16 protein-coding genes and 1 pseudogene are annotated in these 16,729 nt (G+C 62.2%); 9 read left to right on the top strand and 8 right to left on the bottom strand.

The window, feature by feature from the left end; genetic code table 11:
- Positions 1-553: 553 nt before the first annotated feature.
- The 9 genes from rpmH to K8V11_RS04080 all read left to right on the top strand — a co-directional run bounded on the left by rpmH (position 554) and on the right by K8V11_RS04080 (position 7,089).
- On the top strand, positions 554-697 hold the full coding sequence (rpmH, locus tag K8V11_RS04120) for a 50S ribosomal protein L34 (RefSeq protein ID WP_075845195.1): 144 nt from the start codon (positions 554-556) through the stop codon (positions 695-697).
- Between the two features lie 33 nt (positions 698-730).
- A complete protein-coding gene (gene rnpA / locus K8V11_RS04115; RefSeq protein ID WP_303911133.1) occupies positions 731-1,117 on the top strand; it encodes a ribonuclease P protein component in 387 nt (128 codons plus the stop codon).
- The gene (gene yidD, locus K8V11_RS04110; protein ID WP_369693034.1) at positions 1,110-1,427 is read left to right on the top strand and encodes a membrane protein insertion efficiency factor YidD; all 318 of its coding nucleotides are present in this window, start codon (positions 1,110-1,112) and stop codon (positions 1,425-1,427) included. Before rnpA ends, yidD begins: the two co-directional genes overlap by 8 nt.
- A 69-nt stretch (positions 1,428-1,496) precedes the next feature.
- The gene (gene yidC, locus K8V11_RS04105; RefSeq protein ID WP_303911131.1) at positions 1,497-2,651 is read left to right on the top strand and encodes a membrane protein insertase YidC; all 1,155 of its coding nucleotides are present in this window, start codon (positions 1,497-1,499) and stop codon (positions 2,649-2,651) included.
- Positions 2,652-2,825: 174 nt separating this feature from the next.
- Positions 2,826-3,314 (top strand): R3H domain-containing nucleic acid-binding protein, encoded by a 489-nt coding sequence (locus K8V11_RS04100; protein WP_303911130.1) that lies wholly within the window; start codon positions 2,826-2,828, stop codon positions 3,312-3,314.
- A 102-nt stretch (positions 3,315-3,416) separates the two neighbouring features.
- Positions 3,417-4,142, top strand: coding sequence for a 16S rRNA (guanine(527)-N(7))-methyltransferase RsmG (rsmG, locus tag K8V11_RS04095; protein ID WP_303911129.1), 726 nt, complete (start codon positions 3,417-3,419; stop codon positions 4,140-4,142).
- A 125-nt stretch (positions 4,143-4,267) separates the two neighbouring features.
- Positions 4,268-5,182: a ParA family protein gene (locus K8V11_RS04090; protein WP_303911128.1), complete on the top strand. Its 915-nt coding sequence runs from the start codon at positions 4,268-4,270 to the stop codon at positions 5,180-5,182.
- A 5-nt stretch (positions 5,183-5,187) separates the two neighbouring features.
- A complete protein-coding gene (locus K8V11_RS04085; RefSeq protein WP_303911127.1) occupies positions 5,188-6,303 on the top strand; it encodes a ParB/RepB/Spo0J family partition protein in 1,116 nt (371 codons plus the stop codon).
- Positions 6,304-6,387: 84 nt separating this feature from the next.
- Positions 6,388-7,089, top strand: a complete 702-nt coding sequence (locus K8V11_RS04080) for a GNAT family N-acetyltransferase (protein ID WP_303911126.1) — start codon at positions 6,388-6,390, stop codon at positions 7,087-7,089.
- A gap of 19 nt (positions 7,090-7,108) precedes the next feature.
- Here K8V11_RS04080 and K8V11_RS04075 read toward each other — a convergent pair whose 3' ends face one another.
- The 8 genes and pseudogenes from K8V11_RS04075 to K8V11_RS04045 all read right to left on the bottom strand — a co-directional run.
- Positions 7,109-7,984 carry an N-acetylmuramoyl-L-alanine amidase gene (locus K8V11_RS04075; protein WP_369693035.1) on the bottom strand — a complete coding sequence of 292 codons (876 nt, stop codon included), beginning with the start codon at positions 7,982-7,984 and terminating at the stop codon, positions 7,109-7,111.
- A gap of 87 nt (positions 7,985-8,071) precedes the next feature.
- Positions 8,072-8,296: pseudogene (locus K8V11_RS14645) on the bottom strand (peptidoglycan-binding protein); the annotation flags it as partial.
- A 283-nt stretch (positions 8,297-8,579) separates the two neighbouring features.
- A complete protein-coding gene (locus K8V11_RS04070; protein ID WP_303911124.1) occupies positions 8,580-8,966 on the bottom strand; it encodes a co-chaperone YbbN in 387 nt (128 codons plus the stop codon).
- A gap of 26 nt (positions 8,967-8,992) precedes the next feature.
- Positions 8,993-10,009 (bottom strand): thioredoxin-disulfide reductase, encoded by a 1,017-nt coding sequence (gene trxB, locus K8V11_RS04065; protein WP_303911123.1) that lies wholly within the window; start codon positions 10,007-10,009, stop codon positions 8,993-8,995.
- 135 nt (positions 10,010-10,144) lie between these two features.
- Positions 10,145-10,744, bottom strand: a complete 600-nt coding sequence (gene sigM, locus K8V11_RS04060) for an RNA polymerase sigma factor SigM (protein ID WP_303911122.1) — start codon at positions 10,742-10,744, stop codon at positions 10,145-10,147.
- A gap of 76 nt (positions 10,745-10,820) precedes the next feature.
- Positions 10,821-12,503, bottom strand: coding sequence for a protein kinase family protein (locus K8V11_RS04055; protein ID WP_303911121.1), 1,683 nt, complete (start codon positions 12,501-12,503; stop codon positions 10,821-10,823).
- Between the two features lie 200 nt (positions 12,504-12,703).
- On the bottom strand, positions 12,704-14,527 hold the full coding sequence (gene murJ, locus K8V11_RS04050) for a murein biosynthesis integral membrane protein MurJ (protein ID WP_303911120.1): 1,824 nt from the start codon (positions 14,525-14,527) through the stop codon (positions 12,704-12,706).
- Positions 14,528-16,729 (bottom strand): hypothetical protein (locus tag K8V11_RS04045; RefSeq protein ID WP_303911119.1); only part of this gene is annotated, 2,202 nt, incomplete at its 5' end.

Here is a 16,729-nt window from a genome sequence, read left to right as displayed (position 1 = left end):
GCCAAACATTTGTTATCCACATGATCTCATGGCGCGCGACCTGCATTTCCACAGTCTTGTCCACAGGTGTGGACAAAGAGTCGTCTCCCCCGCGTTCAGGTCGAATGTTCAACCTGTTCCGTGAGGGCGAAGCACCTCGGACGAGTGTAGCGAAGTGCCTGCATGATCGTGCGGACACCTGCTGCAATGGATGTATGAACGTGTTGGCGTCGTGGTTCGAGGGATTACGTTAACAACACTATCTGCATGCGGGCAAGGAGTTGATCACCGGTATTTTCTATGTCAACCATCAGCCTCGTCGGCGTGTCGTAACTTCCGTAACAGTCTCCTGCGGGTTTATCACCAATGTGACAGAAGAGTTCCCGATGGTTTGTGGATTTTCGTCTGCACCAAGTAATCTTTACAAGTCTGCCGTGCGAACCCTATCGCATGGCCCATGGAGCCTGCGCCGGCCGGATTACCTGGACCAGCGCCCCGTGGAAGTAAGAATTGCAGGATCAATGCACTAATGATTCCGCGCCGACCCCGGTGCGGTTCAACGAAGGAGAACGCCGTGGCCAAGGGCAAGCGGACTTACCAGCCGAATAACCGTCGCCGTGCCAAGACGCATGGCTTCCGTCTGCGCATGCGTACGCGTGCGGGTCGCTCGATCGTTGCAGGTCGTCGCCGCAAGGGTCGCGCTAAGCTGACGGCTTAAGCCGTAGCCAGCTAGCCCGAATAGAGCTACGCTGTGCTGCCACAACCGCACCGCCTGCGCATGGCGGCCGATTTTCGTGCCGTCATGCGCTTTGGCGTTCGTGCCGGTCGTGCCAGCGTAGTTGTGCATGCGAGGGCGTTTCCGCCCTCCGTGGACCGCACCACCGGTCCGAGATTCGGGCTGGTCGTGAGTAAAGCCGTCGGCAATTCGGTACAGAGACACCGGATGAGTCGGCGGCTTCGTCATATCTGCGCTGACCTGTTGCTGCCGGAATATGAGGATATCGACTTCGTGGTGAGGGCACTCCCCCCGGCGCTCGCTGCCGACCACCCGCGTCTTCGTTCCGAGGTCCTGGAGGCAGGTTGCCGGGCCGCCGAGAAGGCTCACCGGCGCCTCAACGAATCGTCCGACAATGGTTGAGTCTTCTAAACATTTGAGGAGTCCGGACGCTACACAAGCGGAGGAACCAGATATGTCACGTGACGATACAAACCGTGGCAGCCTGGCGTCCCGCGGCCTGACTCTGATCGTTGTCTTCTACCGCGAAGCGGTCTCCCCCCTCTTTCCGCCGTCGTGCCGATTCGAACCTACGTGTAGTGCGTATGCGCTCGAGGCTCTCAAGGTTCACGGCGCGCTTCGCGGTTCCGGTCTGATTATGTGGCGCATACTGCGGTGTGCGCCATGGTCGAAAGGGGGCTGGGATCCGGTTCCGCCTGCCCGCTCCCCCTAGTCCTTCATACTTGCTCCGCGTCTCCCGTCCTTTTCACACGTTGCTAGAAAGTTCAAAGGTCACCATTCGATGTCCTTCATTACAGACAATCTGATCTATATCCCGATCTCGGCGATCATGTGGTTTTGGCACAAGGTCTTCGCATCGGTCGGTGGAGTCATTCCGGGAGTAGATGATCCGGAATCAAACGGGCTCATCTGGGTGCTCTCGGTTGTGTTCCTCGTGGTCACTCTCCGCGTCCTTTTGTTCTACCCGATGGCCCGGCAGCTACGGTATAGCCGGAAAATGCAAACCATGCAGCCGCGGATGCAAGAGATTCGCAAGCGATACAAGAACGATCAGCAGAAGATGGCGCAGGAAATGCGCGCCCTGCAAAAGAAGGAGGGCTTCAACCCGCTCCTGGGTTGTCTGCCGGCTCTACTCCAGATTCCGGTGTTCCTCGGTCTTTTCCATGTCCTCCGTTCCTTCAATCGCATGGGTTCCGCCTTTGGCGCATTGGGGATGACGGCGGAGGAGACGCGCACCACGGGGAACTACGTCTTCTCCCCCGAGGACGTCCAGAACTTCCTCGACGCGCGCGTTTTCGGTGCGCCGCTGTCTTCGTTCATTTCGCAGTCCGTCGACCAGTTCGCGGCGTTTGTTAACCCGGGCGATCCGCTGGACTTCAGTCGTACGATCATCATTATTATTGCCGTTCCGCTGATGATCGTGTCTTCCTTGATGACGCATCTCAACGCGAAGCAGTCGTTCTCCCGCCAGCCGCTGGACAAGTCAAACAGCCAGGCAGTCATCATGCGGCAGATGATGCTTTGGGTATTCCCTATCGGCATTCTGGTGACGGGTGCATTCTGGCCAATCGCCATCCTCGTGTACATGGTTACGAACAACGCGTGGACCTACGGCCAGCAGCACTTCCTGTTCGCGCAGATGGACCGTGAGGAATCCGCCAAGGAAGAGGTGGCACGCGAGAAGCGAAATGCGCTTGCCCCGCGAGTGGGAGTCAAGCCGGTGAATCCGAAGAAGGCGGGCAATGTCTCAGATAAGGTGAGTCCTTCAGTCTCGACCTCCGACAAGGCAGAATCCGCCGTTGCAGTCAAGGGTGGGACTTCGACTGCTGCGCCTACGTCAGGATCATCGCCGGCACCCGGGTCGAAACCCAAACCGGGTCAGAAGCCGTCGGGCACGAAGAATACGTCGAAGAAGAAGCGCAAGAAGAAAAAGTAAAGTCTGATCTTCCTGGAACAGGGAGTTTGAACTGGCCCCGGCCGTACGGTCGGGGCCAGTACTATTTCCACAGTATGATTGACCGTGAGCGGCCCGCAGGTGTGCACTAGGGCCAGATCGCTGCCGCGGATGATGCCGCTGTTTCACGTGAAACATGGTTCGAAGGGACAAGAGATGAGCGCAGACGAGAAGCAGGAGTCGGACGACATCCTTGTCGAAGAAGGAGAGGTCGCTGGAGACTACCTTGAGGGGCTCCTGGACATCCTCGACTACGACGGAGATATCGACCTTGATGTGGAGGGGGACCGAGCCACGGTAACGGTCGATGGTTCCGACGACCTTAAGAACCTCGTAGGCGGAGACGGAAAAGTTCTCGAGGCCCTCCAGGAACTTACTCGGTTGACGGTGCAACAGGAGCTTGGATCGCGGAGTCGTCTTATGTTGGACATCTCGGGATGGAGGGCTACACGGAAGGTGGAGCTTGCGTCGATGGCTCGAGATGTAGCGGAGTCCGTGAAAGTGTCCCAAGAGTCTGCCGACCTCTCTCCCATGTCACCCTTTGAGCGCAAAGTAGTTCATGATGCTATTGCGGAGTTCGATGGCGTCCGGTCCGACTCGTCCGGGCAGGAACCCGATCGATTCGTCGTCATCCACCCGGTGTAGATTTTGGAAGACCGAGGCGCAGTTGTGTTTCACGTGAAACGCAACTGCGCATTCCATTTACCGCCCCTGGTGTGAACCTCAGTCGCAGGAGACGATGACGAAGTGACAAGTTCCGGTCAGATTCCAGAAGCTGCCGAGTCGGTATTCGGTGACTATGTTTTCCTCGCGGAGAAGTATGTGGAGTTTCTACGTACTGCCGGCCTTGAACGCGGATTGCTCGGTCCAAGGGAGGGCGAACGGCTGTGGGAGCGACATGTTCTCAATTCCACGGCTGTATCGGCCCGACTCCACTCCCCCAGGGGCGGCGAAACGTTAACTGTCACGGATATCGGCTCCGGTGCGGGTCTACCCGGGATTCCGCTCGCGCTGTGCAGGCCCGATATCAAGGTGTCACTAGTGGAGCCGCTACTGAGGCGATCGAACTTCCTAGAAGAAGCAATCGAAACTATTGGTCTCCGAGAGGCCGGGATAGACGTGGACGTCATTCGCGGACGAGCTGACGATGCTCATGTCATTGAAAGGGCGAGTGAGTCTGATGTTGTTACAGCACGTGCAGTGGCGCCATTAGCGAAGCTTGCCGGATGGACCGCTCCCCTAATCCGGCCGGGCGGTCAGCTAATTGCACTTAAGGGTGAGAGCGCTCCGGAAGAGCTCGAAAGAGATGCGTGGGCCCTCCGAAAGCATGGCCTGGTTGATGAAACGTTCGACACTGTTGAAGTTCCGGGCGCTGACCCGACCTATCTGATCATCGCGACCAAATCGGCGAGGAGTGCGGGCCCCACGAAGAAACAACGACGGGATAAGCTGGGGGCGGACAAAAGGCGGTAGCTCGGAGAACTCGCACGTTTCACGTGAAACAATCGGACCGGGAACGATCGTTCAAGTTTCACGTGAAACATGAATCACCGAGCGAAGAAGCAGTACCGCGGTATCAGATTCGGAGAGGCTAGTGCATGAGTGATGACACTCCAATTTTCGCTGCTGCCCGTCAGGCCAGCGAGATTATGCACGGAAATGGGCTTCGATTAGAACGTCCTTCTGAACCCCGTGTCATGTGTATTGCGAACCAGAAGGGTGGCGTCGGGAAAACGACGACGGCCGTGAACCTCGCGGCCGCGCTCGCCGCTGGCGGTTTGGGAGTTCTTGTCATCGATCTGGACCCACAAGGAAACGCGTCGACAGCGCTAGGAGTAGACCACAGCGAAGGGACTCCCTCGTCTTATAACCTGCTCCTCTGGGAACAGAACTTTCAAGAACTCGCACAGCAAAGTCCTACAAACCCGAACCTTTACTGTATCCCGGCGACCATCGACCTCGCCGGCGCGGAGATCGAACTTGTGTCAATGTTCTCCCGCGAACGAAGGCTGGCCGAGGTGCTTGTGCCGGAGGATCTACGTGCTTTGGGAATCGACTATGTGTTCGTCGACTGTCCACCGTCTCTCGGACTTCTCACGTTGAACGCGATGGTGGCTGCGAAAGAAATTCTGGTTCCGATCCAGTGTGAATATTATGCACTGGAGGGCGTAACGCAGCTACTTCGAAACGTAGATCTGGTGACTGAAGCGCTTAATAAGTCGTTGGCGGTATCGACCGTGATGCTCACTATGTATGACGCAAGGACCAACCTCTCCCACCAGGTTGCCGACGAAGTTCGACAACACTTCGGTACCAAGGTCCTTCGCAACGTTATACCTCGGAATATCAAGATCTCAGAAGCTCCGAGCTATAACCAGACAATCCTTGATTATGACCCTGGCAGCAAGGGAGCCTTGGCGTATATCGATGCCGCCAAGGAGATGAACGAGCGATACATCGCGGAGTTTGGCGCTTTGGCCACCGCGGACGAAGATGAAGAGAATGAGAGCTGACACGGATGTCGACCAATAAGCGGCGAAGCGGCCTAGGCCGAGGGATTGGGGCGCTTATCCCCAGCGCCAGCGAGGGCGGAGGTCCCAGCCTAGGCGATGGTGCCGCAGATGTGATTCTGGGTCCGCGGTCCAACCAAGAGAATCAGCTTCCTCCACGCCCAAATGTTTCACGTGAAACGCATCAATCCATAGAGGGGAACGAGGGCGAGCGTAGCTCGGCGTCCCGATCGATGCGTGAACAGGCACCAGGCGACGTCTACGGAAAGGGCATCGCTCAAAATGCAGATGGCACGGAGATTATAGATCCAGGTGCTGTGCTTCGGGAGGTCTCCCCCAAGGACATTGAGCCAAATCCGAAACAGCCGAGATCGGTCTTCGACGAGGATGCTCTGGCGGAGCTGGTGCATAGCGTTCGAGAATTCGGACTGTTGCAGCCCATTGTCGTCCGCGAGCTTGATGGTGGGAAGTACCAACTCATCATGGGTGAACGGCGCTGGCGAGCGAGCCAGAAGGCCGAGCTCGAGACGATACCGGCTATAGTCCGGCAGACAGAGGATGAGAACCTTCTTCGTGACGCACTCCTGGAGAACATCCATCGAGTGCAACTGAATCCACTGGAGGAAGCGTCGGCATACGAACAGTTGCTCGAAGAATTCGGAGTCACGCACACGCAGCTCGCCGAGCGAATCGGACGTTCACGACCGGCCATCACAAACTCGATACGTCTCTTGCAATTACCGACAGCGGTTCAACGCCGTGTTGCCGCCAATGTCCTTTCTGCTGGACATGCGCGAGCATTGCTATCCCTTGAAGGTACGTCAGAGGCCAAGGAGGAGCTTGCCGCGCGTATCGTCGCAGAGGGATTGAGCGTACGCAGTACCGAAGAGATCGTGTCGTTGATGAACGCCGGGAACGACAACTCTGCGGATAAGGGTAAGAAGGGACGGACCCCGTCCGAACCGGATCCCGAGCTCCAAGCCGTCGCGTCGACGCTATCGGACCGGTTCGATACTAAGGTCTCTGTGAGTATGGGTAAAAAGAAGGGTCGAATTACGATCGACGTCGGTTCCTCCGAGGACCTACAACGGATAGTGAAGATTCTTCGCGGGAAGGGCAAGTAACCACGGGTACCAGAGGGCCAGAGCACAAACGTCACGGTGACGGGGAGCGGAGGGGCCTCTTCCGAAGAAGCGTAAGGGCGGTAGATGGCTGGCGAGTTTCTTGAGCCGATAGACGGGGACATTATTGTGACCGCGGTCGAGCTGAACTCGTTCGACCGACTTGATATGCATGCCCGCAAGTGCATGTACTGGCAAACAAATTCTGGGACCCACGAGTACAGTCGAGGCTCTACATTTGAAAAGGAAGCATGGTTATCGAGCGTCCTTCTTCAATGGGGAGTCTGCGCACAGGTTGCCGAAGAGTTCGGTCGCCCAGTCGGATCAGTCACTTACGCTCCCCCGGGGAACGTCGCACGGGTGAGAGCCTTCCCAAGCGGTCCTGTTGGATCGGATGCGGTGCTCATCGCGGATCTCCATGCTCATTCAGAATTCGACACGAATGCCCGGACGGACATCCGAAGCCTGCTTCTCGCTGCAGTCGTGTCAGATGCAGCAAAGCGTGGCGTCAGGGCACTGGAGACATTCGCGCGAACCAACAAGGGCTCCGAGCGCCTCGAGATGGAATTCCATGCGTCTGAACTGCATGCCGGCGGGCCGCTGACGTGTCTCCAGGAAGACGAATTCTTTCTTGCACGCGGATTCGAAGAAGTAGGAAAAGATCCGGAATTTCCGCGACTACGTCTCGAGATTGACGGAGAACACCTCTGGAAAGCAGACGTGGAACATGCCCTGGATCAGTTGATTTTCGAGGCGAATATGCGGCCCTCAGCGGTCAATAGCCAATAACTTGGCGGCGGACCCGGTGCTACTTATTGTTCGGCTCGTAAGACAAGATGTCCTCGACCGAGAACGTTCCTGTCTTCTGATCGCCCTCGCCGAGAAGATAGAGACGCTTGACCCCCACGATTATCGCGTCGACGATCTGCTCGCGTATCTCCTTGTCGAGAAGGTTGGCCATGTCGTGCTCATTATTGATGTAGCCGAGATCGAGCTGGACAGAAGGCATTTTCGTGCGGCGTAGAAGCGGCCAGCTCCGCCCATGGGTGCGGCAGTCGCGGGTGCCCGTGCGCGTCACGATTTCTCGTTGGATATAGCCGGCAAGGGCATCACCCATCATCGAAACAGCGCCGAGTGAGTTGCCGAAGTAGAAGGCGGCAACCCCGTTGGCTTCGGGGTTCGAATGACGATCCAACCGCAGGCTGATAATCAAATCGGCCTGGAACGAGTTGGCTATCTCGGCACGTTCATCGTCACCGGGAAGGATGGTTTCGGGTCGAGACCACAGGACCTCGACGCCGGCCTGGGTCATCAGCGAGGCAAGGCGTTCGGTCAGTTGCCAAACGATTTCGGCATCCGTCGTGGAGCCGTAAGGCGTCTCGATTGAAACGGGACGTTCGGAACCGCCTGGCCCCGGATCGAGAACGATGCGTTTTCCCGTGAGCTGGGGGCCAGCGTTGCGTGCGCGCTCCCGCTCGACGATAGAACTGAGGTTTCCGCCAGTGACAAGTGTGGAGAGGTTGGAGAGACTGGCGAGCGTCTCCGGCCCAGCAACACCGTCCGGGGTGAGCCCCGACGAACGCTGGTATTCGGTAGCCGCATCGTGAGTGAGCGCACCGAAAGCGCCGTCGATATTTCCGGTATAGAAGCCTAGCTCGTGTAGGCGCTGCTGGAAATTGACCACGTCGTCACCCACCATGGGGCGCGTAACGAGGTACGACATATCGCGTGAGCCGAGTTGGTGCACCGTATCAGCGAGCGAAGACGCGGTTGCGGGACCGACGATCCCGTCGGCGATGAGACCACGCTGTTGTTGGAAGGCTCGCACTGCGACCTCGAGGTCGGAATCGAAAAGCGCTTCGGTCTGCTCTGTCGCGCCGCCGGTTTCCGGCTCGGTCAATCCAACCGAGTCCAGATTATGGAGGTGTCCTAACGCTGCGAGTCGCGAGCGAACCTGCGCTACCTCGACACCGCGATCACCTTTGCGAAGAGCCATGACCTCCCTTTTCTCCGTGCACCGTAAGCTAAATCGGTCGAAAACCTATGGCACCCACGGTATTAAAATATGCAGCCCAATTGTAATTGGTCCCCCAACCCTAGTGGATGAAGTAACCGCATAGGTGAAGGTAGAGCCGATGCGCGACCAAACCCGTGTGATAAACAGCGCATTTGAATCAGTGAAGCGCCGAAACAATCACTCGAATCTGCTCCACATCAAGGATACGCGTCACCGCGCCCCTCATCAGATCACCGCCAACTATGCCATAAGGCCTGTGGCACTAGCTATTTGCGATCGAACTGTCGATGAGATCGGCAATAGCTCGCTTGGGTTGAGCCCCGTGAAGAGATGCGACTTGTGTGCCGTCGCGATAAAGGGTCAGCAGGGGAATCGACAAAATCTGCAACCTACTTGCGAGCTCGGGTTCCGTCTGGATATCGACGGCCAGGATGCGGAGCTGATCTCCGTATCGTGCTGCAAGTTCGGCTAATACCGGGTCCATGGCCTTGCACGGGCGACACCACGGAGCCCAGAAATCCACCAGTACGGGGCACGAATGGCTGGCCTCGATGACGCTTTGGTCAAAGTCATCGGTGGTTACGGCCGGTAGCGCCGACTGGGCACCTCGAGAATCCGAGGCGCCCGATCGGCGGCTGAACAAACCCATAGTCGGAGTATCCGTCTATCCGCCGGCTATTCGCCGAGCGAAGCCAGGAAGTGCTCGGCGTCGATTGCGGCGGAGCAGCCGGACCCCGCAGCCGTAACGGCCTGCTGGTAGCGCTTGTCCACGAGATCGCCACAGGCGAAGACTCCTGGGACGTTCGTGGCCGTGGTGGTGGTGTCGGTGAGGACGTAGCCTTCGTCGTCAAGGTCGACCTGTCCCTTGACCAGACCCGACCGCGGGTCGTGGCCGATGGCGACGAACATTGCCGCCGTGTCGATCTCGCTCTGCTCGCCGGTCACGGTATCGGTGAGGGCTAGGCCCGCCACCGACCCCGAGTCATCGCCGCGCACGTTGCTGACGACCTTGTTCGTGAGGATCTCGACCTTGTCGTTGTTGCGCACACGGTCGATCATGATCTTCGAGGCGCGGAACTCTTCACGGCGATGGATGAGAGTGACCTTTGAGCCGAAACGGGTGAGGAAACCGGCTTCCTCCATGGCTGAGTCCCCGCCTCCGACCACGACGATTGGCTTGTCACGGAAGAAGAACCCATCGCAGGTCGCGCAAGAACTGACGCCTCGGCCGAGGAACTCCTGCTCGCCGGGGACGTCGAGGTAGCGTGCTGCCGCGCCCATCGACAAAATGACTGCGCGTGCTGCGTAGACCTCGTCGCCGACGTGAACCTTCTTGATGTCACCGGAGACATCCAGCTTGGTGACGTCCTCCATCCGCAGGTCTGCACCAAAACGCTCTGCCTGGTCGCGCATGTGCGTCATCAACTCGGGGCCCTGGATGCCCTCGGGAAATCCCGGATAGTTCTCGACATCGGTCGTGGTCATGAGCGCGCCGCCGAACTCGAGCCCCTCGAAAACCAACGGCTCGAGCTCGGCGCGGGCGGCGTAGATCGCCGCCGTGTAGCCGGCGGGACCGGAGCCGACGATGATCAGATTGTGGATCTTGTCGGGATCCGCACCGGTCGCCGAAGGGGACGCTGCGGTGTCGTCCTTGTCGGAGTCGAGCGAGAGATTGAAACCGAAGTCGGTCATGGAGTTGGTCCTAAGGTTCTTTGCTTGGCGTCACAATGCGGAATGTCCGCTCCCCAGTGTCCAACATCTTCGGCGCTCGTGTTGTTCCCGCCCTCCCCCAACGCACGTGGAGCGGGAGAATCCGCTGGTACCTGACTAACGCGACAGACTGATGCCCTCGAGATGCGGGGCCAGATGTCGACGGCCACGAGTGCAACGACTCTTCACGGTGCCGACGGGAACGTTGAGCAAGAACGCCGCCTCCCCGACGGATAGACCGAGCATGTCGACGAGGATGATCGCGTTCCTCATGCCGGCGGGTATCTCGCGTAGGGCCTCGGCGACGACGAGGGACCAGATCGGGTCCTGATAGTAAAGCGTGCGGAATGACACCTGCTCCGCGAGCAGCGGCGTGAGTTCGACGCAGCGCTTGCGTAACGAGCGACGCATCCGGTCGCGGCAGGCGTTGACGACGATCGCGTACAACCACCCGCGTACCGGGGAATCTCCCCTAAAGGTGGCGGCCTGTCGATAGGCCGACAAAAGCGCCTCCTGAAGCGAATCGGAGGCGTCCTCGGGGGACAGCGAAGCGCGCGCCGCCGCGCGCCACAGCGTGTCGTAGTGGCGTCGGATCAGGGTCGCGAAAGCGACGTCGTCGCCCGCGACGTGGCGGCGGAGCAGCTCGTTATCGGGCTCCACCGGGGCGGGCGGGGCTACACCAGGGGCGGGATGGTTGCCGAGAGCGCGTGTGGTCACGCATCAAAAATAGGACCCCGAGGCCGCCGGTGGGGGGCGCTACATTTGCGACGGCCAGTCGACCGCCGGAGGGATGTTAGTCCTCGGGGAGCCCGGCCAGATCGACCTCGCCGATTTGCGCGGAATATCCGGAGGCATCCGATCCGCTGAGCTTGGTGATCCAGATGATCACGTACTGCGCATCGGTGTCCATGTCGTCCGAATCGATGGACACAGACTCCTTGCCCCCGGACACGGCCCCCTCGCCCACCAGAGTCGTATCGTCCAATGACGTCGGAGATGCTGTGTCCGACGTGCGGACCTCGAACTCGACTCCCCTATCCGGCGAAGACACGGTGACCTCGGTGAGTCGTGCGGCCTCCTCGAGCGAGAGCAGCAGGCCGAGGCCGGGCTTGAAGGCAGACGGTCCCTTACCGAACTGGTTCTCGTAGGTGTCCGTGCGCCACATTGTGTCCGCGGATCCGTCGGTGACATTGACGGCGAGCGCCGAGTTCTCCGCGCTACCGGCCGAGCTGGACGGCTGCCACGTCGTCGCGTCGGCCACCGTGAGCTTCTCGCCCTTCTCTTCGCGCGCGCTGGACGTTGGCGAGGCGGACGTTTCGGATTCGGACGAGTCGTCTTGGCCCGATTGGGCGGACTGCTCGGCCGCCTCCCGCGAGGCGCGCTGCTCTTCCTGCATCGCGTCTAGCTGCGCGGACAAAGGCACATCATCGTCGCGGCCGCCGAAGCCGCCCATCATCGTGATGAGGAGAACGATGATGACGAGCACGCCGACCGCGCCCGTTCCGGCCATGATGACCCAACGGCGCTGATCGCGGACCCGCTGTTCGGCCGGGGACAGCTCCTCGGATTCGGAGTCCCAAGGTCCGTCGCCCTCGCTGAGGGCCTCGGCTTCCGCATAGTCCGAACGTGAGGGAGAGGTGCGGGCGGAGGACGGCGCGGAGGAGGGACGTGCGCCGTCAAGAAGCGATAGAACGGTGGACGCCGAGGACACGGACGATCCGTCGAGGGTGCGCATCGCAAGCGTGGACTGGCTGACCGGCGCGCCGGACTTCTGCGGGTCGACCGGGGTACCCGAGGAATCGCGCTCGGCGGCCGGAAGACGCGAATCGGTGACGTCGACATCGTCGGATCCGGGCGGCAGGTCGAGCGGCCACGTGCCCGTCTGGGCCGCGTAGAGGACCGCCCCGAGTGCCTTGACGTCGTCCTCCATGGACGCTGCGGGAGTGACGCCGGGGAAGGCGAGGATGGCCAGGCCGTCGTCGGTCACGCGAAGCTGGTCCGGTGACACGAGCCCGACGTCGCGCTGCTCGGCGTGGGCGCGGGACGCGGAATCGGCGAGCGGACGCAAGGCTTCGGCGGCGCCGGAGGCGAGACGCTTCTCGGCGGCCGCGGCGGCAAAGGACTTGCCCGGGGTCCACTCGGCGACGATGATCCCGCCGACCTTCCCGCGGATGACATCGAGCACGCCGGCAACACCGGGCGCCCACAGCTTCGACAGCGCGAGCGTGGCATCGAGAACCTCGCCGGTGGTTTTCTTTCCGTCCTCGGCAGAGTCGCTCGGAGCGGGGTCGACGAAGACCAGCGCGACCTCTCGGCCGAGGCGCTGGTCGCGGGCCTGCCAATAGCGCAGACCGTTGCCGCCGCCATGTGCGGCGACGAGGCGATAGCGTCCGCCGGCGACCGCGCCGCCGGGGGCGAGGCGCGGCGAGGCGGAGTTGTCGCTTCCGCCGTTGACGTTGCCTTCTTTACTGCTCACTTAGCCGCTCCAGGTACCGATTCGAGGTGTACTCGCGAGCTCGCCGAAAGGCGTGAACCCTTCCGACCTCCGCCCAGTCGGCGAGCAGTGCGAACTACACAAGGATACCCAGTGAACCGGCCGCGCAATGCACAACCCGGCAGGCCACGCTGCAACACCGCGGCGGGTGCAGGTAGGGGGCGTCGGCGACCGGCGCGGGGCTAGCCGCTCTTGCGTGAGAACAGCGCGGAAATCCGGTTGGTCAGCGGCGCCAGCTCGGGCAGGTGCGAGCGCATGAGCACCGCGATGATGACCACGAGCGCGATCGGGGTGAGGATCGCCATGCGGATGATGTCGCCGAACGAACCGATGGCCCCGACCAGCAGATGTAGGTGGAGGATCCAGTCGGCGGCGAGCGCCGCGGCACAGCCGATGACGGAGGCGAGGAGAACCCATCCGGAGGATTTGAGCACCTCTCCCCCGCTGAGCGGGCCGAGGCTCCGTTTGAGCAGGATGTAGCCCATGACCGCGCCGGCGAGGAAGCCGAGGCCGTTGGACAGCGCAAGGAGCATGACCACGTCCTGCGAGGACGTCGCCACGTGGGGTGCGAGGTAGGCGCAGCCGACGCGGACCGCGGTGACGACGGTGATGATGATCGTCGGGGTCCAGTAGCTCTCCCGCGCGTAGAACACGCGCTGCTGGAGCAGGACGATGGCGTACGGGATGAGCGTGAACGCCGAGGCCGACATCGTGTTACCGAGGATGTTCGCTTCCTCGGGAGAGAAGTTCTGGTAGGCGAACAGGCCGGAGGCGATGACGGGGCCGAACGCCGTCATGAGCGCGATGATGGGCAGCAGCCCGGCGACCGAGAGACGGGTACCGAGCGAGATGTCCGCGACGACCTCCTTGTTTCGGCCTGCGGTGCCGTTGTCGGCGAGGCGCGGGTTGATCGCCGTGAGGAGGGTGACGCCGAGAATGCCGTAGGGCACCTGCAGCAGGAGCCAGTTGGACTGGTAGATCGCGATGGCGCTCTCGTCGGCGGCCGAACCGATGCGGTTGGTGACGACCAGCCCGACCTGGCTGATGAGCACGTAGGTGAACCCGGCGAGCGCGCTCGGCGCAAAGTCCTTGAGGCGAGCGTCGATGCCCCATTGCGGGCGAAGGTTGATACCGAGCTTGTGGAGAGGCCACAACAGCACAACTGCCTGGACGACGACGCCGAGAGTGGTGCCGATGCCGAGAAGAAGGATGGCCGGGTCGAGGATGTTGACCGGTGCCTTCGGGTCGATGTCCTTGGCGAACAGGACGTAGGCGAAGAGGGTCGCGATGCCGATGAGGTTGTTCCACACCGGGGCCCAGGCGCCGGGGCGGAACACCTCGTTCTTGTTGAGGACGGCCAGCAACACCGAGAACACCGCGTAGAAGAAGATCTGCGGCAGCAGCAGGAACGCGAACGCGGTGGCGAGGGACGTGTTGACCTTGCCGTCCGAGAGGTTGATGTCGGTGAGCCACGGGGCCGCGGCGACGGCGATGAGCGTGACGAGGAATGCGCCAGTGGCGGTGACGGTGATCAGGCGTCTGACGAACCCCAGACCTCCGTCGTCATCCTCCCTGGATGCACGCGAGAGCAGCGGCATGAACATGCCCGTGAGCACGGAACCGAGGACGAGCTCGGTGACCATGTTCGGCAACTGGTTCGCCGTGTTGAACGCCGAGGCGACGGCGCCGCCGAGGGTCCACAGGATGAGGCTCATCCGGACGAAGCCGGTGATGCGGGAGACGAGGTTGGCGATCGCCATCGAGCCGGTGGCGCGCAGCAGGCTTTGTGAGCTGCCTCGGGCGGCGTCCTCGGCGCTGTGAGTCTCGCCCTGCGCCAGCGGACCTGGATCGGCGTCCGCGAGGTACTGCGACTGGACGATCTGCAGGTCGCCGAACGCGCCCTCGGAGACCGGTGGCGGCGCGGTGGCCGCACGAATCACGGAACTACCGGGCTCCCGGCGCCGCCCGCGCATGCCGAAGTCGGGTCTGCGTGGCGAATCGTTCACCTATTTGCTCCCTTCGCCATGGCTTGGTTCGGCACGTTCGCCGTCAGGATCGGATGGATAGCCGGTGCTGGGATCCTCCCACGTTCCATCGGCTTTCGCGCGGCGCACCGTGAGGAAGCGGCGGAACATGAGAACCACCGCTGCGATGCCGGCGACGAACATGAATAGCCACGCCAGCCGGGAACCCCCAGTCTGCACCTCGATGTCGATGGGCTCGGAGAGCGCAACACCGTCGGGAGATACTAGCTGCATGGTGATGCCCGCGCGCGTGCCGGACTGCTCGGAGTCGGTGGGCAGCTGCATGGTGCGCGAACCCGAGGCGGGGACCGAGATGATGCCCTGGTTCTCGACGGTGATGCCGGGCGGAGTGTCTATCTGCACCGAGACTCGCACCGGGAAGGGCATGCCGTTGCGGGCGACGAGCAGGAGCGGGGAGTTCGGCGAGGCCATCGTGTAGACCGCGCCCGGCGGGATGAGCGAGATCGACTCGAAGGCGTTGTCGAGCGCGTTCTCCAGTCGGTCGAGCGAATCCGCGCTGGCCTGGCGTGCGGTCCGGCCGGTATCGGGGCCGGCGAGGGGATCGTCGGCGTCGAAGCCGTGGGACTCGATGGAGCCGTCGCCGCCGGCCCGGCGGGCGGTCGTGGAAAGGGTGCGCAGCGCCTCCGAGCGCAGCGGATCGATGAACGCGGGGGCGATGTGCGAGGTCGGGTCCGAGGTGTCGACGACATGGCGAAGCGTGGAGACGCGGACCATGGCGTCGCCGACACGGGCGATCGTGTCGGTGTCGATGGCGCCGGGATCGGAATCGGCGATCGGCTGCCCGCCGGCGCCGGTCGGGAGAAAGCGCTCGATCTCGGACCGTTCGCTCGCGTCGGAGGCCGGGGTCTCGGCGTCCTCCTCGCGTGCCGGCTCCCGCCCGAGCGTGTCCGGGGTGATCGGCAGGCCCTGGCGGGTGGAGTCGAGGCGGACCGGCTCCTCGTCGGGCGCCTGGGCGAGCGCGTCGCCGAGCGAGAGCGGCCGCATGTTTCCCGCCTCGATCTGGCCGGACACGGTGTCGAGGAGAGACTGCACTCCGTCGTCATCCAGCGTCCATACCGCCGGCGGCATGACGAGCAGCTTGCGGGCCTCGTCGGAGGTGTCTTCGGGGCTTTCGCCCGCTTCCGCGTCTGGGGCGGCTTCTGCTTCGATGTCGGGCCCGCTATCGGCGGCCTCGGACATGTTCGCGAGGACCGGCGCGAGCAGGGAGGCGCGAGCCGATTGCAGGCGCGCCGCCGGGGAATCGGACTCGAGCCAGTAGCGCTGGTTCGCGCTGGAATACCGCGGATTCTCGGCGATCGCGCCGGTCGCGGCGAGCGAAGAGGCCAGGTAGGGATCGTAGGCGAGGGCGTGCTGACCGGATTCGAGCCGGTGGACCCCGGAGCGCGGGATCGCCGAATCGGGGGTGCTGACGGCGGACGACGCAACGACCAATGGTGAGTCGCGCAGCGCCGGGATCTGGTCGACGGTCGGCTGGGTGATGGTGCCCGAGGTGGGGATCACGGCATCCGTCGTTGACTCGACGCCGAGCACGCGTGTGAGTTCGTTCGCGGGGCCGTCGCCGACGGCCGAGGCGAGAGCGTTGGACTGCGTCGCGGCGACGGCGTCGAGATCTGCCTGGTTCGGAGGAAGAGGGACCGTGCAGTGGTCGCCGGCGAGCTCGCGGAGGCGGTCGAGCCACGCCGACGCCATCGGAGCCGCATCGGAGATCCGCTCGGCCTCCTCGGGGCCGTCCACGATGACCTCGAGACCGTCGGCGATATCGGCCGTGGTGCGCAGGAGCTCGGGGTCGACGGCGAGGCACACCGCGGTGGAAAGCTCGTCGTTGGACTGCTCCGCGTCCTCGAGGGCGTCTAGCAAACCACTGAGTCGGCCCCCGTCGCCGAGCGAGGTGAGCAGCGAATCGTCGGTGAGATGCACCGTCGGCGCGGGCCCATCGAGGCCGGGGCTGATGGCGCGGCGCGTCGGCGCGGCCGCGATCGGGTACACCACGGTGACGTCGCTCGCGGGGCTCGTCTCCGCGCGGGAGGCGAGCTCGGTACCGGCGGCGCCGGGAAGCAGCTGAAGCGCGGAGGGCATTACCGGGAGCAGCACGCGCGCATCATCGAGCCGCGCCGCCGAGCCACCCGCCGGGGTGCCGTTGACGTTGACGAGCAACGGGTACAC

Origin of the sequence: Dietzia timorensis, assembly GCF_020742175.1 — a bacterium.
Classification (GTDB): Bacteria; Actinomycetota; Actinomycetes; order Mycobacteriales; family Mycobacteriaceae; genus Dietzia; species Dietzia timorensis_A.
Note: the sequence above shows the minus strand (reverse complement) of the source record. Positions and strands in the feature narration are given on the sequence as shown.

Coding starts and splice junctions, on each gene's coding strand:
- K8V11_RS04090 (WP_303911128.1), top strand. CDS start 4,268: ATGAGTGATGACACTCCAATTTTCGCTGCTGCCCGTCAGGCCAGCGAG.
- trxB (WP_303911123.1), bottom strand. CDS start 10,009: ATGACCGACTTCGGTTTCAATCTCTCGCTCGACTCCGACAAGGACGAC.
- yidD (WP_369693034.1), top strand. CDS start 1,110: ATGGTTGAGTCTTCTAAACATTTGAGGAGTCCGGACGCTACACAAGCG.
- K8V11_RS04080 (WP_303911126.1), top strand. CDS start 6,388: ATGGCTGGCGAGTTTCTTGAGCCGATAGACGGGGACATTATTGTGACC.
- K8V11_RS04100 (WP_303911130.1), top strand. CDS start 2,826: ATGAGCGCAGACGAGAAGCAGGAGTCGGACGACATCCTTGTCGAAGAA.
- yidC (WP_303911131.1), top strand. CDS start 1,497: ATGTCCTTCATTACAGACAATCTGATCTATATCCCGATCTCGGCGATC.
- K8V11_RS04070 (WP_303911124.1), bottom strand. CDS start 8,966: ATGGGTTTGTTCAGCCGCCGATCGGGCGCCTCGGATTCTCGAGGTGCC.
- K8V11_RS04085 (WP_303911127.1), top strand. CDS start 5,188: ATGTCGACCAATAAGCGGCGAAGCGGCCTAGGCCGAGGGATTGGGGCG.